Below are 26900 nucleotides of genomic sequence, written 5' to 3'. Positions count from 1 at the left end.
GGTCCGGGGCAGAGCCCCGGGGAAGCGGAGGACCGGCCCCGGCCCCCGTGCGAGGCGCACAACAAAACCCGAGCCCTCCACGCAACCCGGACGAGGAGACCCCCTCCCAGCCCGGCCGGCGATTGAGGCGCCCGGCCCGGGGCTGCGGCGCGGAGGAAGGGAGGCGTGCTGGATCGGGGAAAGGGGCGACACGGGGCGGGAACGTGTGATGTTCGACGCTCGGAGCAGGGGGGCTGGGCACTAGGGTTACCCGTAAGTAGCATGAAGGGAAGCGCGCGCTTAGTCTCGCGCCCCGCAGCAGTGCCATCCGCACCCTGGAGGAGAGCCATCGTGCCTCGTACCGTCAGGGACGTCGTCTTCGTCGACGGCGTCCGCACCCCGTTCGGCAAGGCGGGCCCCAAGGGCATCTACCACGAGACCCGCGCCGACGATCTCGTCGTCAAGGCGATCCGGGAGCTGCTGCGCCGCAACCCCGGCCTCGATCCGGCGAAGATCGACGAGGTCGCCGTCGCGGCCACGACGCAGATCGGCGACCAGGGGCTCACCCTGGGCCGTACGGCCGGCATCCTCGCGGGGCTGCCGCACACCGTGCCGGGGTACTCGATCGACCGGATGTGCGCGGGCGCGATGACCGCAGTGACGACGACCGCGGGATCGATCGCCTTCGGCGCGTACGACGTGGCCGTGGCCGCCGGTGTGGAGCACATGGGCCGGCACCCGATGGGCGAGGGCGTCGACCCCCACCCCCGCTTCGTCAGCGAGAAGCTCGTCGACGAGTCCGCCCTGTTCATGGGCATGACCGCCGAGAATCTGCACGACCGCTATCCGTCCCTCACCCGCGCCCGCGCGGACGAGTACGCCGTACGGTCGCAGGAGAAGGCGGCCAAGGCGTACGCGAACGGGAGGATCCAGCAGAACCTGGTGCCGATCTCCGTGCGCCGCACCAACCCGGAGGCCGGGGAGACCGGCTGGGGGCTGGCCACCCAGGACGAGCCGATGCGCCCCGGCACCACACGGGAGAACCTGGCCGGGCTGAAGACCCCGTTCCGTACGCACGGGCGGGTCACCGCGGGCAACTCCGCCGGGCTGAACGACGGAGCCACCGCCTCCCTCGTCGCGTCCGAGGACTTCGCACGCGAGAACGGTCTTCCGGTGCGGATGCGGCTCGTGTCGTACGCGTACACCGGTGTCGAGCCCGAGGTCATGGGGTACGGACCGATCCCCGCCACCCAGAAGGCCCTCGCCAAGGCGGGGCTGTCGATCGGGGACATCGGGCTGTTCGAGATCAACGAGGCGTTCGCCGTCCAGGTGCTGGCGTTCCTGGAGCACTACGGCATCGACGACGACGACCCGCGCGTCAACCAGTACGGCGGGGCGATCGCCTTCGGCCATCCGCTGGCCTCCTCGGGCGTACGGCTGATGACCCAGCTGTCCCGCCAGTTCGAGGAGCAGCCGGAGGTCCGCTACGGCATCACCACCATGTGCGTCGGCTTCGGCATGGGCGCGACGGTCGTCTGGGAGAACCCGCACTTCGAGGGAGGCAGCAAGTGAGCACCGCTGAACTGCTGAAGGGCGCGGCCGGGCTGTTCCCGGACGAGGTCGTCACCAGCGCGCACGTACGCCATCTCGACCTTCCCGGCGGGGCGGGCCGCTTCGCGCTCATCACGCTGGACAACGGCCTGGACCACACCAAGCCGACCACCTTCGGTCCCCAGTCGCTGGCGCATCTGAACACCGCGATCGACCAGGTCGAGAAGGAGGCGGCGGAGGGCTCGATCACCGGCGCCGGTATCACCGGCAAGCCCTTCATCTTCGCGGTCGGCGCCGACCTCAAGGGCGTCGAGCTGCTGCGTACGCACGAGGACGCGCTCGCCATCGGCAAGGGCGGGCACGATGTGTTCAAGCGGCTGGGCGCGCTGGCCGTTCCGACGTTCGCGTACTACAACGGCGCGGCCATGGGCGGGGGTGTCGAGGCCGGGCTGCACTGCACCTACCGCACGGTCTCCCGGGCAATCCCCGCGTTCTCGCTGCCCGAGGTCTTCCTCGGACTCGTCCCGGGCTGGGGCGGCTGCACCCTGCTGCCGAATCTGATCGGCCCCGAGAAGGCGATCTCGGTCATCGTCGAGAACTCGCTGAACCAGAACCGCCAGCTCAAGGGCGCCCAGGTCTTCGAGCTGGGGATCGCGGACGCGATCTTCGACGGCGCTGACTTCCTGGAGCGGTCGCTGGTGTGGACCGCGTCCGTGCTCACGGGCGAGACCGTGGTCGAGCGCGCCCCGATCGACCGGGGGCAGGCGTGGGACGCGGCGGTGGCCCACGGCCGGACCGTGGCCGACTCCAAGGTGCACGGGGCCGCCCCGGCCGCCTATCGCGCGCTGGACATCGTCGCCGCGGCCAAGGACGGGAATCTCCAGGCCGGTTTCGACGCCGAGGACCGGGCGCTGGCCGATCTGATCATGGGCGGCGAACTGCGCAGCGGTATCTACGCCTTCAATCTGGTGCAGAAGCGGGGCAAGCGCCCGGTCGGCGCGCCGGACAGGAGCCTGGCGCGCCCGGTGACCAAGGTCGGTGTCGTGGGCGCCGGGCTGATGGCCTCTCAGCTGGCGCTGCTCTTCCTGCGCCGGCTGGAGGTGCCGGTCGTGCTCACCGACATCGACCAGGAGCGGATCGACAAGGGTGTGGGGTACGTCCACGCCGAGATCGACAAGCTGCTCGGCAAGGGGCGGATCGGCCAGGACAAGGCGAACCGGCTCAGGGACCTGGTCACGGGTGTGCTGGACAAGGCGGAGGGCTTCTCGGACGCCGACTTCGTCATCGAAGCGGTCTTCGAGGAGATCGGCGTCAAGCAACAGGTGTTCGCCGAGGTGGAGGCCGTCGCCCCGGCGCACGCGATCCTCGCCACCAACACCTCCTCGCTGTCGGTGACCGAGATGGCGTCGAAGCTGAAGCACCCCGAGCGGGTGGTCGGCTTCCACTTCTTCAATCCGGTCGCGGTGCTGCCGCTGCTGGAGATCGTCCGCGGCGAGCGGACGGACGACGCCTCGCTCGCGACGGCGTTCGCGGTGGCGAAGCAGCTGAAGAAGACGGCCGTCCTGGTCAAGGACGCCCCGGCGTTCGTGGTCAACCGCATCCTGACGCGCTTCATGGGCGAGATCCAGAACGTCATCGACGAGGGCACACCCGTCGCCGTGGCCGAGCGGGCCGTCGAACCGCTGGGCCTGCCGATGTCCCCGCTGGTCCTGCTGGAGCTGGTGGGTCCGGCGATCGGGCTGCATGTGTCCGAGACCCTCAACCGGGCGTTCCCGGACCGCTTCACGGTCTCGGAGAACCTGGCGGCGGTCGTCGAGGCGGGCAAGCGCGGCTTCTATGTGTACGACTCGGGGAAGCCGGAGCTGGACCCGGAGGTCGCCGCGCTGCTGAGGCAGGGCGACACCGTCCTGACCGAGGACGGGGTGCGCGCCCGGGTCCTGGACGCGGTGGCGCAGGAGATCGGTCTGATGCTCCAGGAGGGTGTCGTGGCCGAGGCGCAGGATGTCGACCTGTGTCTGATCACGGGTGCGGGCTGGCCGTTCCATCTGGGCGGCATCACACCGTATCTGGACCGTGAGGGCGTCTCGGAGCGGGTGAACGGGAAGCCGTTCCTGGCGCCGGGTGTGGCGAGCGTACCCGCGTAACCGCCGCCTCCCGGGCCGTGGGTCAGCCTGGCCGTGGTGTAGGAAGGGGTCGTACGGAATACTCCGTGCGGCCCCTTCCGCCTGTGCCCGAGGCCCTGGCCACAACCCTCGTCCCGTACGCCCGCGGGTACGGGCTCCTCGTCCGTGGAGTGCCATGAGTCAGACGCCGACGCTGCTGATCGTCGACGGCGCGAATGTCGTCGGTTCCGTGCCCTGGGGGTACGGCCGTGGGGGATGGTGGCGCGACCGGCGGGGCGCCGCCGAACGGCTGCGGGACCGGCTGGCGGTCCACGCCCGGGAGGGTGTGCCGGGCGTTCCGGGGCCGCTGAAGATCGTGCTGGTGGTGGAGGGGGCCGCGCGCGGTGTGGAGTCCGTGCCCGGGGTGCGGGTGGCCGAGGCCCGGGGCAGCGGGGACGATCTGATCGCCGAGCTGGCGGCCGGCGGCGGTGACCGGCCCACGGTGGTGATCACCGCCGACCGCGGACTGCGCGAGCGGGTCACCGCGGTGGGCGCGCGGACGGCCGGTCCCCGGACGGTGTACGGGCCCGCCGACCGGGGGTAACGGAGGGAGAGCCGCTTGCCCGGTTGACCGACGGCACGCACCCTCCCGCGCGGACGCTCGGCCCGTGGTTGTGCGAGGGCGCGCCGCACCGGGTGTCGCGGTGCTCGGGGCGGTTCTGCACGATGTCCGTGAACGGACTGCCGGACGGCTTCGTTTCCCGCGTTCCCGGCCCCATCCGCGTCTTCCTCGCCACCGGCGGCGGACTCGGGCCCGGCACGTCCCCGGGCGTCCTGACAAGACCGGAGGCGGAGGCGGGATCGGTCGGCCACGAGATGACGGCCCTGATCCGCGGGCTGGGCGAGTCACCTGGTCACGGGGGCGCGCAGCATCGCGGCCACCCCGTTTCGGCAAGGGCCCTGACGTGGCGTCGCACAGCGGGGCCCGGCCCGGTCAAGCCCCGCGCCGAACGCTCACTCGTCCCCCGCCGCTTCCTCCCTTGACGCGTCCGGGGCCGAGCCGACGAGGCGGCGGGTGTACCAGTGCTGCGGGTCGTCCAGGACGGCGGCCGTCTCGCCGCTCTCGACGATCCGGCCGCGCCGCAGGACGATGACGCGTTCCGTCATCTGCCGGGCCACGGCGAGGTCGTGGGTGATGAACAGCATGGCGATCTTCCGCTTCCTCCGCAGGTCGCGGAACAGCTCCAGCACCTGGGCCTGCACCGAGACGTCGAGGGCCGCCACCGGCTCGTCACAGACCAGAAGTTCGGGGGCGGTGGCGATGGCACGGGCGATGGCGACACGCTGGCGCTGGCCTCCCGAGAGGGCCGACGGGCGGCGGGACGCGTAGGCGACGGGCAGGCCCACCATGGCGAGCAGTTCGGCCTCGGTGGGGGCGGGCTCCCCCGCCGACGGGCCGGACGGGCGGTATCCGGCCGCTTCGCGCAGGGTCGAGCCGATGGTCAGGGAGGGGTTGAGGGAGGCGTACGGGTCCTGGAAGACGATCTGGATTCCGGGAGCGCGGCCCCAGGCTCCTCCGGGCCGCGGCCCGGGCCTGCGCCAACGTCTTCCGTGCGCAGCCCGGTCCGCCGGGTCCCGGTGCCCGCGGTACCGGATCTCGCCGGTGTCCGCGGTCTCCAGGCCGAGCAGGATCCGGGCGATGGTCGACTTCCCGGAGCCCGATTCCCCGAGCAGCCCCACTGACTCGCCCTCGCCGATGTGGAAGGACACATCGTCCAGCGCCACGGTGGACCGGGGCGCGCCGGTCAGCGGCCTGCTGCGGAACGTCCGGCCCAGTCCGCGCACCACCACGAGGTCGTCCGGGCGCCCGCCGGCGGCGGGCCGGGCGGCGTCCCCGGGGCCGCGGTCGGCGAGGGCGGCGTCCATCTCCTCGCGGATTCCGGTGATCCGCACACACGCGGACCGGTGGTCGCCGCCCACCAGGGCCAGTTCCGGCCGCCCGGCGCCGCAGTCGTCCGTGCTCCAGGAGCAGCGGGCGGCGAACGCGCAGCTGTCGGTCACCGTCTCCGCCGAGGGCACACCGCCGGGGATGGAGGTCAGTTCCTCCCGGTAGTGGTCGCGCGGGATCCGGGAGGTGAGCAGGCCCAGGGTGTACGGGTGCTGCGGGCGGGCCGCGACCGCGTCGACCGGTCCGGATTCGAGCACGTTTCCCGCGTACATCACCTGGACGGTGTCGCAGGTGCTGAAGGCCACGTCGAGGTCGTGGGTGACCAGGATCAGTGCCATGCCCCGGCTGCGCCGCAGTTCGCCGAGCAGGGTCAGCACCTCGGCCTGCGAGGACATGTCGAGTGCGGTGGTCGGCTCGTCGGCCAGCAGCAGTTCGGGGTCGCGGGCCAGCGCGGCGGCCATCGCGACCCGCTGGCGCATTCCGCCGGACAGCTGGAACGGGTACTTGCCCGCAACATCGGCGTCGAGCCCCACCTCCGCCAGTCGGCGTGTCACTTCCCGTGCGCTCGCGCCCCGGTCGGCGCGCAGCGGGGGTGCCAGCGACTCCCGGAGTGTCACACCGACCCGCTGGAGCGGGTTGAGCATCGTGAACGGGTCCTGGAGGAGCAGGCTGATCCGTTCCCCGCGCAGCGCGCGGAACGCCTTCTCCGGCCTGCCGATGAGCGGCAGGCCGTCGAAGGTGATCTCGCCCTCCGCGTGAACCCGATGAGGGAGGAGTCCGACGAGTGATCTGACGGTCATCGACTTGCCGCAGCCCGATTCCCCGACGATGCCCATGGCCTCGCCGCGTGCCAGCGAGAAGCCGACCCCGCTGACGAGGGGGCGCCGTACATGGCCGGTGGAGGTGACGACGGTGAGCCCGGTCGCCTTCAGCAGGGGGGACGGATCCGCCACAGAGTTCGTCATCGTGCCTCCGCTTTGAGGGCTGTCCTGTCGTACAGCCAGTCGCCGGCGATGGTGGCGCTGGTGGCCGTGGCGACGATCAGCAGCGCCGGCGCCAGCGACATCATCGGGTTGTCGAAGATCAGTTCCTGCCCCTCGGCGAGCATCGTGCCCCAGTTGGCGCTGCCCGGAGCGACCCCCAGACCGAGGAACGACAGTGCCGAGAACGACACCAGCGCGGTCACGAACTCCAGCAGGAACGTCGCGACGACGGTGGGCATCACATTGGGCAGGATGTGGCGGGTGACGATCACCAGGGGCCGGACCCCCAGGGCCCGGGCGGCGTCCACGTACGACAGCCGGGCCTGCGCGATGGCCGCGCTTCTGACCAGGCGGACCGTGCCGGGGACGTTCAGTACGACGATGACGCCGATCGTCAGGACATAGCTTCCGCTGACGATGCCGACCACCACGATGGCCACCAGGAGCGCGGGCATCGAGTACAGCATGTCCGCGCCCCGCGAGATCACGGCGTCGACCCGTCCTCCGTGATACCCGGCCAGGAGCCCGAGAAGTGTGCCGATCAGCAGGATGCCGATGGCGGCGATCAGAGGTCCCGCGACGGCGGAGAGGGTGCCCACGATCACCCGGGAGAACACGTCCCGGCCCAGGACGTCGGTTCCGAGGAGATGACCGCCGCCGGGTGAGGTGACGCTGAGGGAGGGATCCTGCTCGGAGGGGTCCTGGGGCGCCAGCCAGGTCCCGAGAACCGCGCAGACGGCCACCCCGGCGAGGAACAGCAGAGAAAGGGACACGAGGAGGGGCGGCCGGCCACGCCGGCGCCCGGCGGATTCGGACGGCGCTCCGCCCGCGGACCGCTCGCGGGCAGTGTCCCGGGCGGGCGGACGGTCGAGTTTCGGGGTCTGCTGCTCGGTCATGCCGTTCCCCCCGCTCCCGTACGGATCCGCGGATCGACCAGGGTCGACAGCAGATCCACCAGCAGATTGGTCAGCACGACGACCACGGCGATCAGCAGACAGAGCGCCTGGATGACGGGCATGTCCTTGGCCTCCACCGACTCGACCATGAGGGTGCCGATGCCCGGCAGCGAGAACACGCTCTCCACCAGCACCGTCCCCGCCGTGAGCTGGATGATCAGGATGCCCACGGTGGTCACCACCGGCAGTGCGCTGTTGCGCAGCACATAGTGGACCAGCACCCGCGATCCGCCGAGTCCGCGCGCCCGGACGAAGGTCAGATAGTCCTGCCGGGTCACGTCCAGCACGGCCGCCCTCGTCTGCCGGACCACCAGAGCGATCAGGACCACCGACAGCGTCACCGCGGGCAGCACGAGGTGCCGCAGCCGGTCGATGCCCCCGTCTCCCGCGCCGAAGACCGGCATACCGAGCCCCACGCCGAAGACGTAGATCAGCAGAACTCCGGTCGCGAACGGCGGTGAACTCATTCCGATCACCGTCAGGAACGAGGTCGCCCGGTCGAACGCCTTGCCGCGGCGCAGACCCGCGGCCATCCCGAGGGGGATCCCGATCAGTACGACGATCACCAGGGTGAGTGCCGTGAGCTGCGCGGAGACCGGCGCGAACTCGGCGATCCGGCTCATCGCCGGGGTGTGCGACACGGTGGAGCGGCCGAAGTCGAACTGGACCACGCCCGCGAGCCACCGCCAGTACTGAGCGAGGAAGGGATCGTCGAGGTGGTGCTCGCGGACGACCGCGGCGATCTGCTCCTCGCTCGCGTCCTGTCCGCCCAGCAGGGTGGTCAGCGGTGAGCCCGGGGAGAGGTGCAGCAGAGCGAAGACGAGAAAGCTCACCACGGCCACCAGTCCGACCGAGGCGACGAGCCGTCTCGCGATGAACCTCATCATGCGCGCACCAGATTCGTGCGCCGCAGACGGACCACTTCGGCACCCGACTGGTTCGAGCACGTGGTCCGCCAGGTGATGATCCCGTTGCCGGGCCGGCTCGCGGAGTGCCGGACCGCGGTCACGACGGATTTCGCGGCGAGGGTGTCCCCGTGATAGACGGGGCTGCCGAATTCCACCTGGTCCACACCGAGAAACGGGCCGCCCGCTTCGCTCAGGTCCTCGACCGACAGTCCCACGACGATGCAGAGCACCAGCATCGGATTGACGACAACCGACGGGTGGCCGTGTGCTCGCGCAAACTCGGCGTTGACGTACAGCGGATTCCAGTTGCAAGTCGAGGTGGAGAACAGAATGCTCTCCGCTTCGGTGACGGTTCGCCCCCAGTGATGTTCGAATTCTTGACGGGGCGCAAAATCACCGAAGGTGCGCCCCTTGGTCTGATGCTCGAACTGCTCGAAGTCGGGGTCCTTCATTCGATGCCTTCCCGGGACGGCACAGCGCGGCGCCTCCAGCTGCGTAGGCGCGCCGGATCGCGGGAATTGCGGTGGGATCCGGTGGGGTCCATGAGCAGGGCACCGGGGCCACCGAATCGTCACGGCTCGCGGCGCGGCCTCGATTTGGTCAGCGAATGCAGTGCACCGGGGACTCACTCACGCGGTGACTTTCCCGGCTGCGCGCTGGGGCGAGCGGGGAATGGGGAACGACATGGGAGGACGCCCCGGAGTGTCGGGTTCGGCGCCGCTGTGTGGCATGTCGGTTGCCGCATACTGACACCCGCCCGTACGGCTGTCAACGGTTCTGCCGGTCACCGGGTGGCCGGCGTGGTGAGGCCGGAGCGGAAGGGGTCGTGGGGAATTCCGGGCAGCCGGAAATGACCCGGCCGGGCTCAGCGTCCGGGCCGTGACCAGCCGTGCGGCCGGTCGTGCCCGCGGCCCGGCCGGGATGTCCGCGGAGAGCTGCCCCCGGGCCACCGGGGCACCGCGAAGGCGGCCCCGGGAACGGAGAGGCGGCCTCCGGGGCCGGTCCGGCCGTCGGGCGCGGCGACGGGAGTCCCGTACGTCTCGGGCGCCGGATCGACGGTACGGCCGCGCCGGCGCCCGCTCCGGATGTCGGGGCGGTCGAACACGAAAACGCTCCGTACGCGGGACGCGTTCGCCGCTGATAAGACGAGCTGTATGGGCGGCAGCGCATTCTCCTCCGGGTCGGTACTTACGGATGGGAAGGGTTTTCACCATGCCTCTGTGGCCCTTCCCTTCAGCTGTGGAAAACCGGAGATCGGGATATTGACAGCCGTACGGACGGGTGTCAGGATGCGGCAACCGACATGCCACACAGCGGCGCCGAACCCGACACTCCGGGGCGTCCTCCCATGTCGTTCCCCATTCCCCGCTCGCCCCAGCGCGCAGCCGGGAAAGTCACCGCGTGAGTGAGTCCCCGGTGCACTGCATTCGCCGAACAGTCCGTTTGTGCGTCCTTTGCTGAGGAGCAGCCATGCGCCGCCGAATTCAACTGCTCGCCGGGGCCGTGGGCACGGCCACACTTCTCGTCGGCTGCGAAGCCTCACCCGGCTCCGCCCCATCGGGGATCTCCGAGTTCACCTTCGCCGCGTCCGCGCCCGTTTCCCTGGACGTGGCGAAGAACTACAACATCGCCGACACCAACATCATGTCGATGGTCACCGAGCCGCTGGAGAATCTGGCGCAGGACGGCACGTACACCCCGCTGCTGGCGAGTTCGGTGACCCAGCCCGACAAGAAGACGATCGTCTACAACCTCCGCGCGGGCGTCGAGTTCTCCGACGGCAGTGCGCTGACGGCCGAGGACGTGGCGTGGAGCCTGAAGCACGTCACCGGGGAGAGCGCCCAGACCAGGAACACGCTGGAGTACGTCACGTCGGTGGCCGTGACCGGGAAGCAGCAGGTGACGGTCACTCTCTCCCAGCCCGATCCGCTGACCCGGGCCGCCCTGAGCGTCGTGGGCCTCATCCAGCGGAAGTCGTTCGCCGAGGCCCATGCCGCCGATCTCGGCTCGGCCTCCGCGGTGCCCGTCGGCACGGGCCCCTACCTTGTGGACACCTACACCCCCGACAAGGTCACGTTGAAGCGGAACTCCGGCTACTGGGGCCGCAAGCCCGCGCCGGACCGGCTGGTGTTCACCGCCGTCGCCGGGGAGACCAAGAGCCAGTTGGCGATGCGGTCCGGAGAGGTGCAGGGCGGGGTCATCTCGGATCTGACCTCGATCAAGCAGTGGAAGAAGATCGCGGGGACCAGCGTGTACAACGTTCCCGCCCTCCAGTCGAACTTCCTGGTGCTCGATGTGACCGCGCCGCCCTTCGACGACGTCAATGTCCGCAGGGCCGTCGCCTACTCGCTGGACCGGCAGGGCCTGCTGGCCGCCGCCTTCTCCTCCCAGGTCAAACCGCTGAAGTCCTACCTCCCCGACGAGATCGTCCGCGGCGCCGCTCCCTCGCCGGCCGACGGCGACTCCTTCCTCGCGGGTCTTCCGCAGTATCCGTTCGACCTCGACAAGGCCAAGCAGGCCCTGGCGAAGTCGAAGTACCGCGGCAAACTGTCGTTCCCCGTGTACTTCCTCAACGAGCTGCCCTGGTCCAAGCTGGCCGCGCTCAACCTGGAGACCAACCTCGCCAAGATCGGCGTCAAGGCGGAGCCCCGGCAGATCTCGCGGAACGCCTGGATGGAGAGCGTCTACGCCAAGAAGGCGAAGACGCCCATGCCGTACAGCCTGGGTACGTTCGCCCCGGTCCCCAACGGCCTGGACAAGGTCGTGGGCAAGGGCGCGTTCAACGTCGCCAAGTTCTCCACTCCGGCAACCCGTTCGGCGCTGCCCGGGCTCAATGGAACGGACGCACAGCGGTGGGACTCCACCAAGGCGCTGCTCGGCGCGATCGCCGATGACGTGCCGTACATCCCGGTCTTCCAGGGTGCCCATGTGTCGGTCCTGGCCAAGGGCTACTCCTACGGCCGGCCGCCCACGCTGCTCGACTACGCGCAGGGCGTGAACATCAGGCTGCTCAAGGCCCGTTAGGGCGTGTCGCGAAAGGACCGCCGTCCGCCCGCGGGCCGGGCGGGACTCTCGCGCCCCGGGCTCCGGCCGACGGGACCGGCCGGGACACTCTCACGACAAAGGACTCATCATGACGGACACCCCTGGCCGGGAGACCTCCCGGCTGCTGGGAGCCGGAGGGTGGTTCGAGGACTTCGCCGTCGGCCGGCGGATGCGCCATGCGCGTTCGTCGACGATCGGTGAGGCCGAGGGCTCCTTCCTCGCCAAGCAGGCCATGAACACCGCGCAGGCCCACTGGAACGAGCACCAGGGCGACACCCCCGATCTGGGGGCCGGCCGCCTGGTCTTCGGACTCGCCACCGCGGCCACGGTGCTGGGGCTCGCGTCCCAGGACACCACCGAGCACGCCGTCGCCGAACTGTCCTACGACGGCTTCCGGTTCCGTGCGCCGGTGCACCACGGCGACACCCTGACCGCCTACAGCGAGGTGGTGTCGGTGGCGGAGCAGGACGGTCGCCCCGATGCCGGGGTCGTCGTCTTCCGGCACTGGGGCGTCCGCCAGGACGGCGTGATCGCCTTCGAAGGAACCCGCACCGCGCTGATCAAGAAGAAGAGCCATTGGAGCGCCGAATGAACCGCCCCGCACACCGGCTGCGCCGCAGCGAGCTGGCCACCCCCGCCAGCGACGAGAAGATGATCGCCAAGGCCGCGGCGAGCACCGCCGACCTGGTGTTCCTCGATCTGGAGGATGCCGTGGCGCCGGCGCTGAAGGAGGAGTCACGGAGCAATGTGGTCCGGGGTCTGACCGGGCTCGACTGGGGCGGGAAGACCAGGGCCTGCCGGATCAACGGTCCCGGCACCCCGTGGTGCTTCCGGGACGTCATCGAGGTCGTCGGCGGCGCGGGGCCGGTGCTGGACGTCATCATCGTGCCCAAGGTGATGGGGCCCCGCGATGTGTGGTTCGTGGACGATCTGCTCTCCCAGCTGGAGGCCGAGCTGGGGCTGGCACCGCGCGGGATCGGCCTGGAACTGCTCATCGAGGAGTCCGCGGCGCTCGCCCGGGTCGAGGAGATCGCCGCGTGCAGCCCCCGCGTCGAGGCCCTGATCCTGGGCGTCGGCGACCTCTCGGCCAGCCAGGGCATCCGCGGCGGGCAGATCGGCATGGCCGACGCCGACCCGGACGTACCCGGGTATCCGGGCGACATCTGGCACTACGCCCGCAACCGGATGATCACGGCGGCGCGGGCCCATGGCCTGGACGCGATCGACGGCCCGTACGCCGGCATCCGCGACCCGGAAGGCTACCGTGCGTCGGCGGGCCTCGCGTCCGCCCTGGGCGCGGTCGGCAAGTGGTGCGTCCACCCGGGTCAGATCGATATCGCCAACGAGGTCTTCGCGCCGACGCGCAACGAGCTGGACCGGGCGCTCGCGATGGTCTCGGCGGTACAGGAGGCGGAGGAGCGCGGCCTCGGCGCGGCCACCCTCGACGGGAACATGATCGACGCCGCCTCGCTGCGGATCTCCGAAGCCCTGGTCGAGCGGGCCCGGCGGTGCGGGATGCACTCATGACGACGGAGGCCGTCGGGGGCGTCGGGGGCGGCCCGGATCTCACCTCCTGGCTGGCGGGTTCGGCGGCGGCGTACACCTTTGACCGCATCCCGCCCGATGTGCTGCTGATCGCCAAGTCCTGTGTCCTGGACTGGCTGGGCGTCGCCCTGGCCGGCAGCCGGGATCCGGTCTCCCGCGTCCTGGCGGAGACGGTGGCGGCGCCCGTGGCGGGTTCGGCGGGGAGCACCCTGCTGGGCCGCGCCGGGCGGGCGCGGGTCGTCGAGGCCGCGCGGGTGAACGGGACCGCGGGGCATGTTCTCGACTACGACGATGTGCTCACCGCGTTCGACGGCCATCCGACCGCCCCCGTCCTCCCGGCGGTCCTCGCCGTGGCGGAGGCGGAGGGCGCGAGCGGCAGGGATGTCCTGACCGCCCTGGTCGCGGGCATCGAGACCGAGACCCGGATCAACCGGGCCGTGGCGCCCTCGCACTACCGCATCGGGTTTCACACCACGGCCTCGGTCGGCACGTTCGGCGCCGCCGCCGCCACCGCGCGTCTGCTGGGGCTGGGGCCGGATGCGACCGCCCACGCGCTCGGCCTCGCGGCGACCTCGGCGGCGGGGCTGAAGTCGGCGTTCGGCTCATGGGGCAAGTCCCTCCAGGTCGGCCGGGCGGCGGCCGAGGGGGCGCTGGCCGCTCTGCTCGCCCGGCGCGATGCCACGGGACCGGCCGACGGCCTCGGCTGCGCGCAGGGCTTCGCCGCCACCCATGCCGACGCCGTCGACGCAGCGGCGGCCATGACGCCCGTGGGCGAGCCCTGGTACCTCCGGGAGTTGCTGTTCAAGTTCCATGCCTCCTGCTACGGCACGCACTCCAGCATCGAGGCCCTGCTGCGGCTGAGACCGCGGCTGGCGGTGTCCTCGATCGCGGACATCGAACTGGGTATCTCACCCCAGCACGTCGGGATGTGCACCAAGCCGCTGGTGGGGACACCGCTCGACGCCAAGTTCAGCCTGGAGTACACCGCGGCGCTGGCGCTCCTGCTCGGGCGCGCCGACGAAGGCGTGTTCACGGACGAGGTGATCGCCCGCGACGATCTGCGCCGCCTGGCGGGCCGGGTGCGGACCAGGGTGGATCCGGGGGGCACATTGACCCGGACCGAGGTCCGGGTCACCTGCACCGACGGGACGCTCCTGGAGGAGGCGGTCGATGTCGGCGTGCCCGCCGCACCGGACCGGCTCGGACAGCAGCGGGACCGTCTGACCGGGAAGTTCCACGGTCTGGCGGCTCCCGTCGTGGGCGCCGGCCGGGCGGCCGAGATCGCCTCTCTCGTCTCGGAACTGGATGGCCTCGACCGGATCGGCCGGCTCACCGCGCTCACCCGTGAGCCGGCGGGCGGGCTCGGCGGATGAGCTGTGCGCCGCCGCCGTCGCCATCGACTCCCCTGGGGAAAGGAACAACGTGACCACTGAGCAGAGCCCCGGTCTGGGGCTCACCGAGGAGCAGCGTGCCCTGCGCGGCCTGGCACGGGACTTCGCGATGAAGGAGGTGCTGCCGCTCGCCAACGAACTCGACCCCGTGGACGGGGAGATCCCCCTCGCGCTGCGCGAGCGGATGGCCGAGATCGGGTTCTTCGGGATCATGGTGCCGCAGGAGCACGGCGGTCTCGGCCTCGGGGTGCTGGAGTACTGCGTCATCGCCGAGGAGCTGTCGAGGGCCTGGATGAGCGTCGGCAGCCTGATCGCCCGGGGCAACGGGCTGTACGGCGGCTTCTCGGCCGAGCAGCGCGCGGAGTACCTGCCGAGGGTCAGCCGCGGGGAGTTCCTGGCCGCCATCGCCATCTCCGAGGCGGAGGCCGGTTCCGACGTGGCCAACATCCGCTGCCGGGCCACCCGCACGGAGAGCGGATGGGTGCTCGACGGAACGAAGATGTGGTGCACCTTCGCCGACGGGGCGGACTACCTGGTGGTCTTCGCCCGTACCTCACCACCCTCCGTCCCCGGCCGCAGACACGAGGGTGTCTCGGCCTTCTTCGTCCCCAAGCGACGCGGCGAGTTCCCTCCCGGCCTCACCGGAACGACGGTGCGGAAGATCGGTTACCGGGGCTGGAAGACCTGGGAGCTGGCCTTCGACGGGCTGGCCCTGCCCCATGACGCGCTGCTCGGCACGGAGGGCGGGGCCTTCCGGACGGCCATGGAGGTGCTGGACGTCGCACGGGTGCACACCGCCGCCCGCGCGATCGGGCTCGCCCGCGGGGCGCTGGAGGACTCCCTGGCGTACGCGGCCACCCGCAGGCAGTTCGATTCCGCTCTCGCCGACTTCCAGGCGATCCGCTTCAAACTGGCGGGCATGGCCGCCGAGATCGAAGCCGCGCGGCAGTTGATGTACGCCGTGTGCCGCGAGATCGACGCCGGCCGGCGTGCCAGCACCCAGGCGTCCATGGTCAAACTGCTGGCCAGCGAGATGGCCGAGCGGGTCACCAGCGAGGGTCTCCAGATCCACGGCGGCGCCGGCTACACCACCGACTTCGCGGTGGAGCGCTACTGGCGGGACGCCCGTCTGACGAAGATCTTCGAGGGGACCAGCGAGATCCAGCTCCGGGTGATCTCCGACGCGATGCTGGGCCGCTGACCGGCCGGCACCGAGAGCTTCATACGTATCCGACACCGGCCGGCGCCGAAAGCCGGCCGGTGTCGGGCATGTGCATCCGGCCGGTGTCGGGCATGCGCATGCTCCGTGGGGGCATCCGGCCGGTGTCGGGCATCCGCATGCTCGGCGCGGCATCCGTCCCGGCGGAGTGGTCGGCTCCGGAGGTCCTTCGGGGGGCGTGGAGTGAAGCCCGCGGTCACGTGGCGAGGGTGTCGTTCCCCTGGTCGGGGATGGTCGAGAGGCGGTCGGGCGCGGGGGCGGTGCGCAGACACCCGGCCCTGCCCCTGATCCCCGACTCCTGCTGTTCGGTCGGTTCCCGCGCGGAGCCGGTTCGTTCACGGTTGAATGCCGCGTCGCAGCTCCCGGGGTACTGACGGCGCACGCCCCTCCCTTGCGAAGTGACATGGATCACATCAGCCTCATGTCACATACGGAAGGGAAGCTTGCGTCTGGTGGTCGTCCGCACGGCGGGAACGACCGACGCGAAAGAGGCAGCAGAGCGATGAACGCGACAGTAGCGCAGCAGCACGAGGTCCTGGTCCTGGGCGCCGGCTACGCCGGGCTCTCCGCCGTGATCCAGCTCGCGGCCCGCACCAGGAGGCGTGGGAACGTGGGAGTGACGCTGGTCAACCCGTACGACACCTTCACCGAGCGGCTCCGGCTGCATATGACCGCCACGGGCCAGGAGACGGCCGAGATGAACATCCCGGAGCTGCTGGGCGGCACCGGAGCCGGCTTCGTCCGGGGCTGGGTCACCGCTGTGGACGCCGAGGCGAAGACCGTCCGGATCGACGACGACCGGGTCCTGCGCTACGACACCTTGGTCTACGGCCTGGGCAGCGTCGCGGACACCGCCGCCGTCCCCGGCGTCGACGAGCACGCCTGCACTCTCGACGCCCCGGAGGACGCCGCCCTCCTCGGGGACCGGCTGACGCGGCTCGACGGCGGGACCGTCGTGGTCTGCGGCAGCGGCCTCACCGGTGTCGAGGCCGCCGCGGAGATCGCCGAGCGGCACCCGGGGCTCCAGGTGGTGCTGCTGGGCCGGGAGAAGCCGGGCGCGAGCATGCACCCGAAGGCCAGGGCCTATCTGGACGCGGCGCTCGCCCGGCTCGGCGTGCAGGTGCGCAGCGGCGTCGAGGTGGTCAAGGTGCTGCCGGACAGCGTCGAGCTCGCGGACGGCTCCGGCATCCCGGCGGCCGCGGTGCTGTGGACCAGCGGCACCCGTGTCCCGCCGCTGGCCGCCGCCGCGGGCCTGACCGTCGACGAGCGCGGCCGGGTGGTCACCGACAGCGCGCTGCGCTCGGTCTCCCACCCGGACGTCTACGCCGTGGGCGACGCGGCGGCGATCCGTCAGGGCTATGGCGTAATGCACGGGACCTGCCAGGGCGGCATGCCCACCGGCGTGCACGCGGCCCTCTCGATCCTGCGGGTGCTGGCAGGCAAGGAGCCCAAGCCCTTCCGCTTCGGCTACTACCACACACCCGTCAGCCTGGGCCGGAATGACGCCGTCGTGCAGTTCACCCGCCCCGACGACAGCCCGCGCCGGATCGTGCTGACCGGCAAGCGGGCCGCCAGGTACAAGGAGACGGTCACCGCCGCGCCGTGGCCGACTTTCGCCCGTATGAAGAAGATGCCCGCCTCGGGCGCGTTCTGGCCGCACGGCGGCCGCTACACCCGGATCAGGAGTGCCCGATGACCCAGCCGCAGCAGGCCGGCCCCGACCAGCTCGCCTTCCAGCAGTACCGCACCCTGCTCTTCTCCGTCACCTACCGCATCCTCGGCTCGGCCGCCGACGCCGAGGACGTGGTCCAGGACGCCTGGCTCAAGTGGTCGGCGGCCGACCGTACCCAGGTCGCCGACCCCAAGGCCTATCTGACCCGGATCGTCTCCAACCTGGCGATGGAGCGGCTCCGTTCGACCCGCCACCAGCGCGAGACGTACATCGGGCCCTGGCTGCCCGAGCCGGTCCTCACCGGCCCGGACACCGCCGACGGCGTCGCCACGGCGGACTCGGTCTCCATGGCCCTGCTGGTCGTCCTGGAGACGCTGAGCCCCCTGGAGCGCGCGATCTTCGTGCTGAAGGAGGTCTTCGCCTTCAGCTACGCCGAGATCGCGGAGGCGGTGGAACGCTCGGAGACGGCGGTCCGGCAGGGCGCGCACCGCGCCCGCGAGCACGTCCGGGCCCGCCGGCCCCGTTTCACCGCGGACCGCGCCCGCCGGCGCGACGTCACCGAGCGCTTCTTCGCGGCGACGGCGGGCGGCGACATCAACACCCTCATGGAGCTGCTCTCCCCGGACGTGACGCTGTGGACCGATGGCGGCGGCAAGGTCCGCCAGGCCCTCAAGCCGGTCGTCGGCGCGGAGACCGTGGCGAGTTGGTTCGCCGCGCTCGGCACCTCGACCTACCAGGGCATCGCGCCCGAGCAGATGCAGACAGAGCTCACCTGGATCAACGGCGGCCCGGGCGTGGTCTTCCGCGGGCCGGACCACGTGCTCGCCACGCTGACCTTCGACTTCGACCCGGAAGGCCGCATCTCGGCCATCCACAACGTGGCCAACCCCGACAAGCTCCACGCCGTCGCCGAGGGCACCCGGTACGAACTCTCCTGAGCCGCCCGATCGACATCGACACGCGCCGGAATCCCCGTGAGCGCCCCGGACCCGCCGCCCGGCACGGCCTGGCCCGGGTGGAAGCGGATGCGGCAGGCCGTGGCCGTCGTGATCCACTTCCGCCGATCGGTCTGCCCTCCCCGCCTGTTGCCGCCGCGCGCCGACAGCTCTGACCGCCGCCGAGCGGCACCGGTGGGAGAAGACGGCCCGGGGCCACAAGGCCGAGGACCGGGCCAGGGGCCTGGCGCGGACCGTGTTCCGGGCGGCTCGGGGCTGGTCCACCGCGCGTACCGCCGTCGAGAGCTCCCACTGCGGCGAGGCCGCGAGAAGCCGCCCCGTCGCCGCGTTCCCGGCCGCCGTACCGGTCCACACCCCGGTGCACGCCTCCCCGCTGAACCGGGTGAAGAACTCCTTCTCCGTCGTGCGGCGGGACGTCGTGGCGCCCGACGACGTCACCGGCCTTGCCCGGACCGGGGACCGGCTCCGGGCCTTCGAAGACCACCGCAACGGCACGGCACAGCCGTTCCGGTGGAGGTTCACCATCTCCGGGCTGGACGATCCGCCGGCCGGGACCGGCCGGCCCACACCGCCGGTCCCCCGGACGAACCCTCCGTCGCGCCGGCGGCGTGATCAACACCCGCAGGACTTCCGGAGGCGACCACCGAGTCCGGATCGCGCGGGGGCCGCGGGCCGCCCGGTGGGCCGGGGGCCGTGACCGTTCGAGCACCGCGGCCCACCGCGGACGGCGACCGGATCAGCGCGCTCCGGCGCGGTCGTTGCGGACGACGTCACCGCCCTTGACGACCAGCGCCGTACGGCCGGAGTCGGCGAACAGCCCGGGCTCGGCCAGCGGGTCGAAGTCCACCGCGACCACATCGGCGAACTTGCCGGGCTCCAGGGTGCCGACCTGGTCCGCCAGGCCGATGATCTCGGCGTTGACCGAGGTCGCCGCCATGATGGCCTTCATGGGCCCGACGATCTCGGCGCGCAGCGCGATCTCCAGACCGCGGTTGTCCTGCTTGGGTCCGACGTAGTCGGTGCCGGAGCCGACCAGCACCCCCGCGTCGGTGGCCACCTTGATGGCCCGCGCCATCTTCTCCTCGACCCCGCTGAACCGCGCCCGGACCTCGTCGTGGAGGGACATGTCCTCGAAGTCCCTGGCGTGGATGTGCATCACCGCGAGGGTGGGCACCAGGTGGACCCCCAGGGCGGCCATCTCCTCGGCCAGTTCCTCGTCGATGTCGGTGCCGTGCTCGACACAGCGCGCGCCCGCGGCGATCCCGTTGCGGATGCCCTGGGTGTTGTGGGCGTGCACGGTGACGTACGAGCGCCGGGCCTGGGCCTCGATCACCGCGGCCTCGATCTCGGGAACGGTGAACTGGGTGTCGTCCAGGGAGTCCGTGAGCGAGATGACGCCGCCGGTGATGTTCATCTTCAGGAACGACGCTCCGCGCCGGTAGTTGTCCCGTGCCGCGGCCCGCACCTGGTCGGGCGAGTCGCACAGGACGCTCAGTGTCGTCAGCCCGGGCAGCTCGCGGCTGCGCCACTCGTGGACGCACTCGTTGGGCGAGGTGTAGTGGGCGTGCCCGCCGGTCTGCGCGAGGATCGCACCGCAGCACAGGATGCGCGGGCCGGGGATCTGTCCCGAGTCGACGGCCTTCAGCAGGCCCCAGTCGATGCCGCCGGTGTCCCGAACGGTCGTAAACCCCTGGTGAAGGGTGTCCCGGCAGACCCGGAACATATCGGCGGCCCGCTCGGCGATGGACAGTTCCTTGGCCATCATCGGGTCGATCGGACTGGCCAGCCCGAAGTGGACATGAGCGTCGATCAGACCCGGAAGGATCGTGCACCCCTCCATGTCGATGACCTCGTCGCCCGGCCGGACCGGGCCGATCTCGGCGATCCGGTCGCCGTCGAACCGGACCGCGGCGTCCCGTACGGGGTCACGGCCGGTTCCGTCGATGATCTGGGCTCCGCGTACAGCGATCATTGGACCTGTCCTTGGCTGGTGTTGTGCCGGGGATCCCCGGCGGCGGATGAAGCGGAGAGAATCTCGTCACGGTGCTCGTCCAGCAGGGGGGCACGGTGGCGTACGGCCGAGGGGGTGCGGCTCAGCTTGATGGGCTGCCCGGCGATCACCACGGGCGCGGGCGAGCCCGGCTGCTCGACCTCGCTCAGCATCCCGCGCTCCCGGACATGCGGATCGGCGAAGATCGCCGCGGCGTCGTTCACCGGGCCGCACGGCACCCGGCCGCCGAGCACCGCGAGCGCGTCGGCCGTCGTCCGTGACGACAGCCACCGGGTGACCACGTCCCGTACCGCGTCCGCGTGGGCGACCCGTCCGGTGTTGGTGGCGTAGCGCTCGTCGTGACCGAGTTCGGGCCGGCCGATCAGGGCGCAGAACTCCCGCCAGTGCCGGTCGCTGGGCGCGGCCAGGGCCAGCAGACCGTCCTTGGTCGGAAAGAGCCCGAAGGGGCACAGCAGCGGATGGGTGTTGCCCTGCGGCTGCGGGACCGCACCGGTGTAGCTGTGCTGGTAGACGATCCGCTCGCAGAGCGAGAGCACGGCGTCGTACATCGCCACCTCGACGAACTGTCCCCGGCCCGAGCGCCGTGCCTCGTGGACCGCGGCGAGGATGCCGACGGCGCACAGCGCGGCCGGGAAGATGTCGCCGATGCCCGGCCCCGTCTTGAGCGGCCGGCCGGGGCCGGGGCCGGTGATGGCGACAAGACCGCCCATGGCCTGGGCGGTGATGTCGAAGGCCGGCCAGTCGGCGTACGGGCTGCCGCCCGTCCTCGGGTCGCCGAAGCCGCGTACGCAGCCGTAGACGAGCGCCGGGTTGACCGCGCTCAGCGTCTCGTACGACAGCCCGAGCCGGTCCATCACCCCCACGGAGAAGTTCTCGACCAGCACATCGGCGGTGGCCGCGAGCCGGAGGAGCGCCGTACGGCCTGCCGCGGTCTTCAGATCGAGGACCACGCTGCGCTTGTTCCTGTTGACCGACTGGAAGTAGCCGCCGAGCGCTTCCGGGGAGTCGCCCTCGCGATGGGGTCCCATGTGCCGGGTGAGGTCCCCGGCGGGCGGCTCCACCTTGATGACGTCGGCACCCAGATCGGCGAGGGTCATGGTGCAGTAGGGCCCCGCGAGCATCTGCGTCAGATCGATGACGGTCAGATCGTGGAGTGGCCCCGTGATCGATGGCGATTCGGTGCTCAACTCAAGTCCTTAACCCTGGAGGACATGCTTTTGACTGTGCGACCAGGGAGAGCGACCGTGAGGAGCACCAATCGCGATTGGGGGCGCGGCGGCGGAAGTCGGCTCTGTGCTGAGACTTTCCTACGTGAGCGCGCCGATCACTGTCAAGACCGTCGCGGTGTTTCCGGTGGCCGCGACGCGGCCGGTGTTTCCACGGCCATGCCTTCGAGTTTGAGGTGTTCGCGATACCGGCGCACCAGATCGCGGTATGCCTGGGTGAGCGCGCCGCTGGACGCGCCCCAGTAGTTGCGCTTGACGTTGGCGAGGAATTCCGAGGGCTCGTTCAGGAGGCACTGGCCCACCAGTTCCCGTTCCAGCCATTCCCGGCCGACGTCCGTCACCAAAGTGGAGGACGCCTTGAGCACCGTGTGCGTCGCCAGGTCCACCAGGACACCGAGGGTCAGTGTCTCGTACAGTGAACGCGCGGCCGTCCCGACCGGCATCTTCGAGTAGCCGCTGACCACCACGGTCCGGCCCGCGCCGTCCGGCCGGGACTCCTGCGCCACCTGTTCCGCTCCTACGGGGAAAGACACGGCTGCCTCCTTGGAGTGCGCAAGGATTCCATTGACGAACCCGAATGCGGTTGCCATACTTCGTCGAGATCATAGAACGGTTGCTCCGTCGGTCAATACGATGTGTTCATATCGTCACTTCCGGCAATGACGACGTTCTCCCTGGCTGACAGACCCGACGTGATACGCACTGCCCGTCGGACAGCTGGAACAACGGGAGACTGCCGTGACCGATATGCGAGCGCGCTACGAAGAAGCCGAAGCCCTGCTTCCCCACAGCCTCGCGAAACTCGTCCACCGTGCCCGGGTGCGGCCCGTCTGGCTCGACGACGACACGTTCTGGTACACCGTGCGAACGGGCGAGGGAGTTCGCTTCCACCGGGTGGACATTCGCTCACGACTGCGTTCGCCCGCATTCGACCATACGTTGCTGGCGGCTGCGCTGAGCACCGCGACCGGCACGTGTGTCCGGCCCGGCGCGCTGCCGCTGAGCCGTCTGTCCTTCACCCGCGACGAGGTGGAGTTCTCCGCGTCCGGCGCGAACTGGCGGTGGCATCCGGCGACCCGGGAGTGCCGCCGGCTGCCGAACCGCCCCCCGGCGCCGGACGAGACCGTGGCGCCGGACGGACGGTGGGCGCTGCGGGTCCAGGACCACAACCTCGTCCTGCGCGATCTCCATGCGGTCGAGGAGGACCGCGTCCTCACGAAGGACGGCACCCCGACCCTCGGCTACGGCGTCCCGCCCGACCCGATGGCGCTGACCTCGCTGCTCGGCCATATCGGCGTCACGCTGCCCCCCGCGGCCGTCTGGTCGCCGGACGGCACCGCGTTCGCGACCCACCGGGTGGACCAGCGCGGCGTCGCCAGGGCGGCCCTGGTGCAGTCCGCACCGCCGGACGGGTCACGGCCCCGGCTGCGGACGTTCGCGTACGCGATGACCGGCGAGGAGGCCCAGCCCACCTCGACCGTGCTGGTGTACCACCTCGAAGCGGGTGAATGGGTGGAGAGCCGCGGCACCCCGCTGGTGACGCCGTTCGAGTCGGCCACCGCGTTCGGCCGCACCTGGTGGTCGCGGGACGGCCGCTCCCTGTACTGGCACGAGGGCGACCGCGGCGACCGGAACGTACGGCTGATGCGGATGGACGCGGCGACCGGTGAGGTCGAGACCCTGCTGACGGAGCGTTCCGATACCCAGGTGCAGACCCATCCGATCCGCTATCACGCGCCCAACGTCCTGGAGCTCACCTCCGGTGAACTGGTCTGGTGGTCCCAGCGCGACGACTGGGGCCATGCCTGGCTGCGGGACACCGACGGCACCCTGCGCCGGCTGACCGAGGGCCCCTGGCTGGTCCGCGAGACCCTGGTCGTGGACGAGGAGGCCCGCGCCCTGGTGTTCACCGCGTCGGGCCGGGAACCCGGCCTCGACCCCTATGTGCGCCAGCTCTACCGGGTGGGTCTGGACGACGGCCGGATCACCCGGCTCACCGACGACGCCCTCGACCACGACGTCGTCGTCTCCCCCGCCGGGACCCATCTGGTGGATGTGGCCTCGGACCTGGCCACCCCCGCCGTCAGCCGGGTGCTCGATCTGTACGGCGAGGTCGTGGTGGAACTGGAGGCGGCGGAGGCGGACGGCCTCTACGCGGCCGGGTGGAGGCCGCCGGAGCGGTTCCGCGTCAAGGCGGCCGACGGGACGACCGACATCCACGGAGTCCTCTACCGGCCGCACGGCTTCGACCCGGACCAGCGGTATCCCGTGCTCGACCACATGTACCCCGGCCCGCAGGTCAAGGCGGCGCCGGTGCGGTTCCCGCAGTCGGGCGAGATCGTCCCCACCGCGGAGGCCGCAGCGATGGCGGCGCTGGGGTTCGCCGTGGTCGTCGTGGACGGGCGCGGCACGCCCTACCGCTCCAAGGCGTTCCAGGAGCATCAGAGGCTGGACCCCGGCCGTACCGCGTTCATCGACGACCATGTCGCCGCCATCGAGCAACTGGCCGCCACCCGCCCGTGGCTGGACCTCAGCCGGGTGGGCGCCTTCGGGACGTCCGGCGGCGGCTACGCCTCCACCCGGGCGATGCTGCACCGCCCCGACTTCTTCCGGGTCGGGGTCTCGGCCGCGGGCGACCACGACGATCTGGTCTACCAGCCCGCGTGGGGCGAGAAGTTCTTCGGACTGCCCGGGGAGACCGACTACGCCGCGAAGTCCAACTCGGCCCTCGCCCACCGCCTGGAGGGCAGGCTGCTGCTGATCCACGGCGAACTGGACGACAATGTGCTGCCGTATCAGACGCTCCGGCTCACCGAGGCGTTCATCCGGGCGAACCGGGACTTCGACCTGCTGCTGGTGCCCAACGCCGACCACACCCTGGTGGTCCACGGCGCCTATACGACCCGGCGGCGGTGGGACTACTTCGTACGGAATCTGCTGGGCACCGAGCCGCCCGCCTACGAGATCGGCCCGTTCCCGCTCGACCTGGGCGCCCTCGCCGAACTCCTCGGCGCCTGAACCGGCGGCCGGAACGGATGTCCCCGTGGCGGAGTCGAGCCGACTGTGTGACGGCAACACTCCGCCGACGGCTCCCTGACCGGCGATGCCCGCGGTTCTCCAGCCCCCGATCTCCAGCCGCGGTCGGAACGTCCCGGAGGACCGGGCGGCCGTTCTCCGGGAGCCAACAGCGGAAAACACCCCATCAGCCACACCCGGTCCGCCCGGACCCCTCACCTCCGTAAGGAACCGCATGACCACCCCGCCCCTGACCTCGCTCACCATCACCGAGGCGGCACAACGCATCGCGTCCGGCCAGGTGACCCCCCGGGAACTCACCGAGGCGTATCTCGACCGTATCGACGCCGTGGACGGTGCCGTGCGCGCATTCGTCCGCGTCGACCGGGACGGGGCGCTCGCCCGGGCCCGGAGCGCCACCGAGGAGATCGCGCGCGGCGGGAGCAGGGGACCCCTGCACGGTGTTCCCCTCGCGGTGAAGGACGTGATCGACACCGACGGCCTGCCCACCGAGTACGGCTCCAGGGCCTTCGCCGGGCGGCGCCCGAGCCGGGACGCGGAAGTCGTCCGGCTGTTGAGAGAGGCCGGTGCCGTCATCCTCGGCAAGAACACCACCCAGGAGTGCGCGGTGGGCATCGCCTGCGCGCCGACCGCCAACCCGTGGAACACCGCCCGTATCGCGGGCGGGTCGAGCGGCGGCTCGGCCGCCGCGGTGGCCGCCCACGCCTGCGCGGCGTCGCTCGGCTCCGACACCGGAGGGTCGATCCGCATCCCGGCGGCGTTCTGCGGCGTGGTGGGCGTCCGGCCCACCGGCGGTCTGGTCTCCCGCGCCGGTCTCCTGCCCGCTGCCCCGAGCCTGGACCGGGTGGGCCCCCTCGCCCGCACCGTGACCGATGCCCGCATCCTGCTCGACGCGATCACCGGTTACGACTCCGCCGACCCGGCGAGTGAAGTCCGCCGCCCGGCCGGTCATGACACAGCACCGGCGGCCCCGGAGACGGCGCTGCGCGGTGTGCGCATCGGCGTCGTACGGGACTGGGCGGACGGCTCCGACCCGGGAGTCCGGGCGGCGTTCAGCGCGGCCGAAGAGGTCGTCAAGGGCGCCGGCGCCGAACTGATCGATGTCGTCAGCCCGGCACAGGAACTGGTCATGCCCGCGTACCGGGACCTCGCCCTGTACGAACTGGCCGCCCAGCACCGTCCCGCACTGGCCACCGGATCGCACCTCTACAGCCCCGGCGTCCTCGCCGTCATCGAGGCGGGCATGGACATCGACGAGGCCGCCTACGCCCGGGCGACCGCCGACCGCGGGCGGATACGCGACGCCTGGACCGAGTTGCTCACCACTCACCGCCTGACGGCCCTCATCGCCCCCACCGTGCCCACCGTCGCCTCCACCCCGGACGGCGTCGCCGAGATCGAACTCCGGGCCGGCGCCTTCACGATCCCGCTGAGCATGGCGGACCTTCCCGTGATCAGCCAGCCCATGGGCTTCTCCGAGGGACTGCCCGTCGGCCTGCAGTGGATCGGCGCGCCTTACGCGGAACCCCGGCTGTTCGATCTGGCGGGCGCCTACGAGCACCTCACCGACTGGCATACGAGCCCGAGCCCCATCGAATCGGAGGTACGTTCATGAGCGCCGACGGACAGTCCGGCGACGGACAGCACAAGCCCGCCAGCGAGCGGGTCCGGGTCCGGCGCCGCCCGGCCCGCGCCGACTACGATCCGGCTGCCGCGTACCGGGTCCTGGACGAGGCCCTGCTCTGCCATGTCGGCCTGGTCATCGAGGACTTCCCCCATGTGATGCCGATGCTCCATGTACGGCTGGACGACACCCTGTACTTCCACGGCGCCCCCGCCAACCGCGCTCTCGGCACCTTGGCCTCCGGTGCTCCGGTGAGTGTGACGGCGACGTTGCTCGACAGCCTGGTGCTGGGCCGTTCGGCCTACGAGAACTCGGTGAACTACCGCTCCGTGATGGCGTTCGGCCAGGCCCGCCCGGTCGTGGACGAGGCCGTCAAACGGCAGGTCATGACCCGTCTCCTCACCCGCCTGCTGCCTCCGGAACGGCTGGACGAGGTCCGTCCCCTGTCCTCCAGGGAACTGTCCCGCACCACGGTCGTGGGACTGGTGCTCGCCGAGTCCTCGGTCAAGGCCCGCACGGGTCCCGCCGTCGACGCCCGGGAGGATCTGGACGCCAGGGTGTGGGCCGGGGAGATCCCCTTCACCCCCGGGCTCGGCACACCGGTCCCCGACGGCCTGGGGCCGTGGACCGTCTCCGTCCCCGAATCGTTCAAGGGCTGGACGGGACCACCGAACCTGTGAACGCCGCTCGGTCGTATGCCGCCCGAGGACGACGTAGGACCGTGAAGGCCCGGCATGTGACCCGCAGT

At 71.2% G+C, this 26900-nt stretch carries 21 protein-coding genes; 13 read left to right on the top strand and 8 right to left on the bottom strand.

Translation table 11 applies throughout. The features are described from left to right. Nucleotides 1-330 precede the first annotated feature (330 nt). The 3 genes from ACIBCM_RS09350 to ACIBCM_RS09340 all read left to right on the top strand — a co-directional run bounded on the left by ACIBCM_RS09350 (nucleotide 331) and on the right by ACIBCM_RS09340 (nucleotide 4236). Nucleotides 331-1551, top strand: a complete 1221-nt coding sequence (locus tag ACIBCM_RS09350) for a thiolase family protein (RefSeq protein WP_399241382.1) — start codon at nucleotides 331-333, stop codon at nucleotides 1549-1551. Beyond that, nucleotides 1548-3674, top strand: a complete 2127-nt coding sequence (locus ACIBCM_RS09345) for a 3-hydroxyacyl-CoA dehydrogenase NAD-binding domain-containing protein (protein WP_399241381.1) — start codon at nucleotides 1548-1550, stop codon at nucleotides 3672-3674. The genes ACIBCM_RS09350 and ACIBCM_RS09345 overlap by 4 nt, the downstream gene beginning before the upstream one ends. Before the next feature lie 154 nt (nucleotides 3675-3828). Continuing rightward, nucleotides 3829-4236, top strand: a complete 408-nt coding sequence (locus ACIBCM_RS09340; protein WP_399241380.1) for an NTP pyrophosphohydrolase — start codon at nucleotides 3829-3831, stop codon at nucleotides 4234-4236. Between the two features lie 410 nt (nucleotides 4237-4646). Here the strand turns inward: ACIBCM_RS09340 and ACIBCM_RS09335 are convergent, their stop codons facing one another. From ACIBCM_RS09335 to ACIBCM_RS09320, 4 genes are read right to left on the bottom strand one after another with little or no spacing between them, the layout of a single operon-like run. After that, the gene (locus ACIBCM_RS09335; protein ID WP_399241379.1) at nucleotides 4647-6545 is read right to left on the bottom strand and encodes a dipeptide ABC transporter ATP-binding protein; all 1899 of its coding nucleotides are present in this window, start codon (nucleotides 6543-6545) and stop codon (nucleotides 4647-4649) included. Continuing rightward, nucleotides 6542-7459 (bottom strand): ABC transporter permease, encoded by a 918-nt coding sequence (locus ACIBCM_RS09330; protein ID WP_399241378.1) that lies wholly within the window; start codon nucleotides 7457-7459, stop codon nucleotides 6542-6544. The genes ACIBCM_RS09335 and ACIBCM_RS09330 overlap by 4 nt, the downstream gene beginning before the upstream one ends. Continuing rightward, complete coding sequence (locus tag ACIBCM_RS09325; RefSeq protein WP_399241377.1) at nucleotides 7456-8406, bottom strand: ABC transporter permease; 951 nt, start codon at nucleotides 8404-8406, stop codon at nucleotides 7456-7458. Before ACIBCM_RS09325 ends, ACIBCM_RS09330 begins: the two co-directional genes overlap by 4 nt. Beyond that, complete coding sequence (locus tag ACIBCM_RS09320) at nucleotides 8403-8879, bottom strand: MaoC family dehydratase (protein WP_399241376.1); 477 nt, start codon at nucleotides 8877-8879, stop codon at nucleotides 8403-8405. The genes ACIBCM_RS09325 and ACIBCM_RS09320 overlap by 4 nt, the downstream gene beginning before the upstream one ends. 1018 nt (nucleotides 8880-9897) lie before the next feature. Between ACIBCM_RS09320 and ACIBCM_RS09315 the strand changes: the two genes are divergently transcribed. The 5 genes from ACIBCM_RS09315 to ACIBCM_RS09295 all read left to right on the top strand — a co-directional run bounded on the left by ACIBCM_RS09315 (nucleotide 9898) and on the right by ACIBCM_RS09295 (nucleotide 15609). After that, entirely contained in the window at nucleotides 9898-11451 is a 1554-nt protein-coding gene (locus ACIBCM_RS09315; RefSeq protein ID WP_399241375.1) for an ABC transporter substrate-binding protein, read from the top strand. A gap of 109 nt (nucleotides 11452-11560) precedes the next feature. Next, on the top strand, nucleotides 11561-12064 hold the full coding sequence (locus ACIBCM_RS09310; RefSeq protein ID WP_399241374.1) for a MaoC family dehydratase: 504 nt from the start codon (nucleotides 11561-11563) through the stop codon (nucleotides 12062-12064). Next, on the top strand, nucleotides 12061-12999 hold the full coding sequence (locus ACIBCM_RS09305) for an HpcH/HpaI aldolase/citrate lyase family protein (protein WP_399241373.1): 939 nt from the start codon (nucleotides 12061-12063) through the stop codon (nucleotides 12997-12999). The genes ACIBCM_RS09310 and ACIBCM_RS09305 overlap by 4 nt, the downstream gene beginning before the upstream one ends. Then, the gene (locus ACIBCM_RS09300) at nucleotides 12996-14390 is read left to right on the top strand and encodes an MmgE/PrpD family protein (protein ID WP_399241372.1); all 1395 of its coding nucleotides are present in this window, start codon (nucleotides 12996-12998) and stop codon (nucleotides 14388-14390) included. The genes ACIBCM_RS09305 and ACIBCM_RS09300 overlap by 4 nt, the downstream gene beginning before the upstream one ends. A gap of 49 nt (nucleotides 14391-14439) precedes the next feature. Further along, complete coding sequence (locus tag ACIBCM_RS09295; protein WP_399241371.1) at nucleotides 14440-15609, top strand: acyl-CoA dehydrogenase family protein; 1170 nt, start codon at nucleotides 14440-14442, stop codon at nucleotides 15607-15609. 214 nt (nucleotides 15610-15823) lie between these two features. On the opposite strand, the gene ACIBCM_RS09290 is transcribed toward ACIBCM_RS09295, so the two are convergent. Then, the gene (locus ACIBCM_RS09290; RefSeq protein WP_399241370.1) at nucleotides 15824-16009 is read right to left on the bottom strand and encodes a hypothetical protein; all 186 of its coding nucleotides are present in this window, start codon (nucleotides 16007-16009) and stop codon (nucleotides 15824-15826) included. Between the two features lie 120 nt (nucleotides 16010-16129). Between ACIBCM_RS09290 and ACIBCM_RS09285 the strand changes: the two genes are divergently transcribed. Next, a complete protein-coding gene (locus ACIBCM_RS09285; RefSeq protein ID WP_399241369.1) occupies nucleotides 16130-17323 on the top strand; it encodes an NAD(P)/FAD-dependent oxidoreductase in 1194 nt (397 codons plus the stop codon). Then, nucleotides 17320-18237 carry an RNA polymerase sigma-70 factor gene (locus ACIBCM_RS09280; protein WP_399241368.1) on the top strand — a complete coding sequence of 306 codons (918 nt, stop codon included), beginning with the start codon at nucleotides 17320-17322 and terminating at the stop codon, nucleotides 18235-18237. The genes ACIBCM_RS09285 and ACIBCM_RS09280 overlap by 4 nt, the downstream gene beginning before the upstream one ends. A 754-nt stretch (nucleotides 18238-18991) precedes the next feature. Here ACIBCM_RS09280 and ACIBCM_RS09275 read toward each other — a convergent pair. From ACIBCM_RS09275 to ACIBCM_RS09265, 3 genes are all read right to left on the bottom strand, one after another. Then, on the bottom strand, nucleotides 18992-20227 hold the full coding sequence (locus tag ACIBCM_RS09275; protein ID WP_399241367.1) for an amidohydrolase family protein: 1236 nt from the start codon (nucleotides 20225-20227) through the stop codon (nucleotides 18992-18994). Continuing rightward, on the bottom strand, nucleotides 20224-21453 hold the full coding sequence (locus tag ACIBCM_RS09270; RefSeq protein WP_399241366.1) for a CaiB/BaiF CoA transferase family protein: 1230 nt from the start codon (nucleotides 21451-21453) through the stop codon (nucleotides 20224-20226). The genes ACIBCM_RS09275 and ACIBCM_RS09270 overlap by 4 nt, the downstream gene beginning before the upstream one ends. Nucleotides 21454-21596: 143 nt before the next feature. Beyond that, nucleotides 21597-22025, bottom strand: coding sequence for a DUF3870 domain-containing protein (locus ACIBCM_RS09265; protein WP_399241365.1), 429 nt, complete (start codon nucleotides 22023-22025; stop codon nucleotides 21597-21599). A 214-nt stretch (nucleotides 22026-22239) separates the two neighbouring features. Here ACIBCM_RS09265 and ACIBCM_RS09260 point away from each other — a divergent pair, with 214 nt between their 5' ends. The 3 genes from ACIBCM_RS09260 to ACIBCM_RS09250 all read left to right on the top strand — a co-directional run bounded on the left by ACIBCM_RS09260 (nucleotide 22240) and on the right by ACIBCM_RS09250 (nucleotide 26832). After that, nucleotides 22240-24510 (top strand): DPP IV N-terminal domain-containing protein, encoded by a 2271-nt coding sequence (locus ACIBCM_RS09260; protein WP_399241639.1) that lies wholly within the window; start codon nucleotides 22240-22242, stop codon nucleotides 24508-24510. A gap of 232 nt (nucleotides 24511-24742) precedes the next feature. Further along, entirely contained in the window at nucleotides 24743-26143 is a 1401-nt protein-coding gene (locus ACIBCM_RS09255; protein WP_399241364.1) for an amidase, read from the top strand. Further along, nucleotides 26140-26832, top strand: a complete 693-nt coding sequence (locus tag ACIBCM_RS09250; protein ID WP_399241363.1) for a pyridoxamine 5'-phosphate oxidase family protein — start codon at nucleotides 26140-26142, stop codon at nucleotides 26830-26832. The genes ACIBCM_RS09255 and ACIBCM_RS09250 overlap by 4 nt, the downstream gene beginning before the upstream one ends. Nucleotides 26833-26900: the final 68 nt, after the last annotated feature.

This window comes from Streptomyces sp. NPDC051018 (assembly GCF_044456085.1).
GTDB lineage: Bacteria > Actinomycetota > Actinomycetes > Streptomycetales > Streptomycetaceae > Streptomyces.
This window is presented reverse-complemented; position numbering and strand designations above follow the sequence as displayed.

Excerpts from the sequence above, each read along its gene's own strand:
- ACIBCM_RS09340 (WP_399241380.1), top strand. The coding sequence starts at position 3,829 with ATGAGTCAGACGCCGACGCTGCTGATCGTCGACGGCGCGAATGTCGTC.
- ACIBCM_RS09335 (WP_399241379.1), bottom strand. The coding sequence starts at position 6,545 with ATGACGAACTCTGTGGCGGATCCGTCCCCCCTGCTGAAGGCGACCGGG.
- ACIBCM_RS09330 (WP_399241378.1), bottom strand. The coding sequence starts at position 7,459 with ATGACCGAGCAGCAGACCCCGAAACTCGACCGTCCGCCCGCCCGGGAC.
- ACIBCM_RS09325 (WP_399241377.1), bottom strand. The coding sequence starts at position 8,406 with ATGATGAGGTTCATCGCGAGACGGCTCGTCGCCTCGGTCGGACTGGTG.
- ACIBCM_RS09320 (WP_399241376.1), bottom strand. The coding sequence starts at position 8,879 with ATGAAGGACCCCGACTTCGAGCAGTTCGAGCATCAGACCAAGGGGCGC.
- ACIBCM_RS09315 (WP_399241375.1), top strand. The coding sequence starts at position 9,898 with ATGCGCCGCCGAATTCAACTGCTCGCCGGGGCCGTGGGCACGGCCACA.
- ACIBCM_RS09310 (WP_399241374.1), top strand. The coding sequence starts at position 11,561 with ATGACGGACACCCCTGGCCGGGAGACCTCCCGGCTGCTGGGAGCCGGA.
- ACIBCM_RS09305 (WP_399241373.1), top strand. The coding sequence starts at position 12,061 with ATGAACCGCCCCGCACACCGGCTGCGCCGCAGCGAGCTGGCCACCCCC.
- ACIBCM_RS09300 (WP_399241372.1), top strand. The coding sequence starts at position 12,996 with ATGACGACGGAGGCCGTCGGGGGCGTCGGGGGCGGCCCGGATCTCACC.
- ACIBCM_RS09285 (WP_399241369.1), top strand. The coding sequence starts at position 16,130 with ATGAACGCGACAGTAGCGCAGCAGCACGAGGTCCTGGTCCTGGGCGCC.
- ACIBCM_RS09280 (WP_399241368.1), top strand. The coding sequence starts at position 17,320 with ATGACCCAGCCGCAGCAGGCCGGCCCCGACCAGCTCGCCTTCCAGCAG.
- ACIBCM_RS09275 (WP_399241367.1), bottom strand. The coding sequence starts at position 20,227 with ATGATCGCTGTACGCGGAGCCCAGATCATCGACGGAACCGGCCGTGAC.
- ACIBCM_RS09260 (WP_399241639.1), top strand. The coding sequence starts at position 22,240 with ATGCGAGCGCGCTACGAAGAAGCCGAAGCCCTGCTTCCCCACAGCCTC.
- ACIBCM_RS09255 (WP_399241364.1), top strand. The coding sequence starts at position 24,743 with ATGACCACCCCGCCCCTGACCTCGCTCACCATCACCGAGGCGGCACAA.
- ACIBCM_RS09250 (WP_399241363.1), top strand. The coding sequence starts at position 26,140 with ATGAGCGCCGACGGACAGTCCGGCGACGGACAGCACAAGCCCGCCAGC.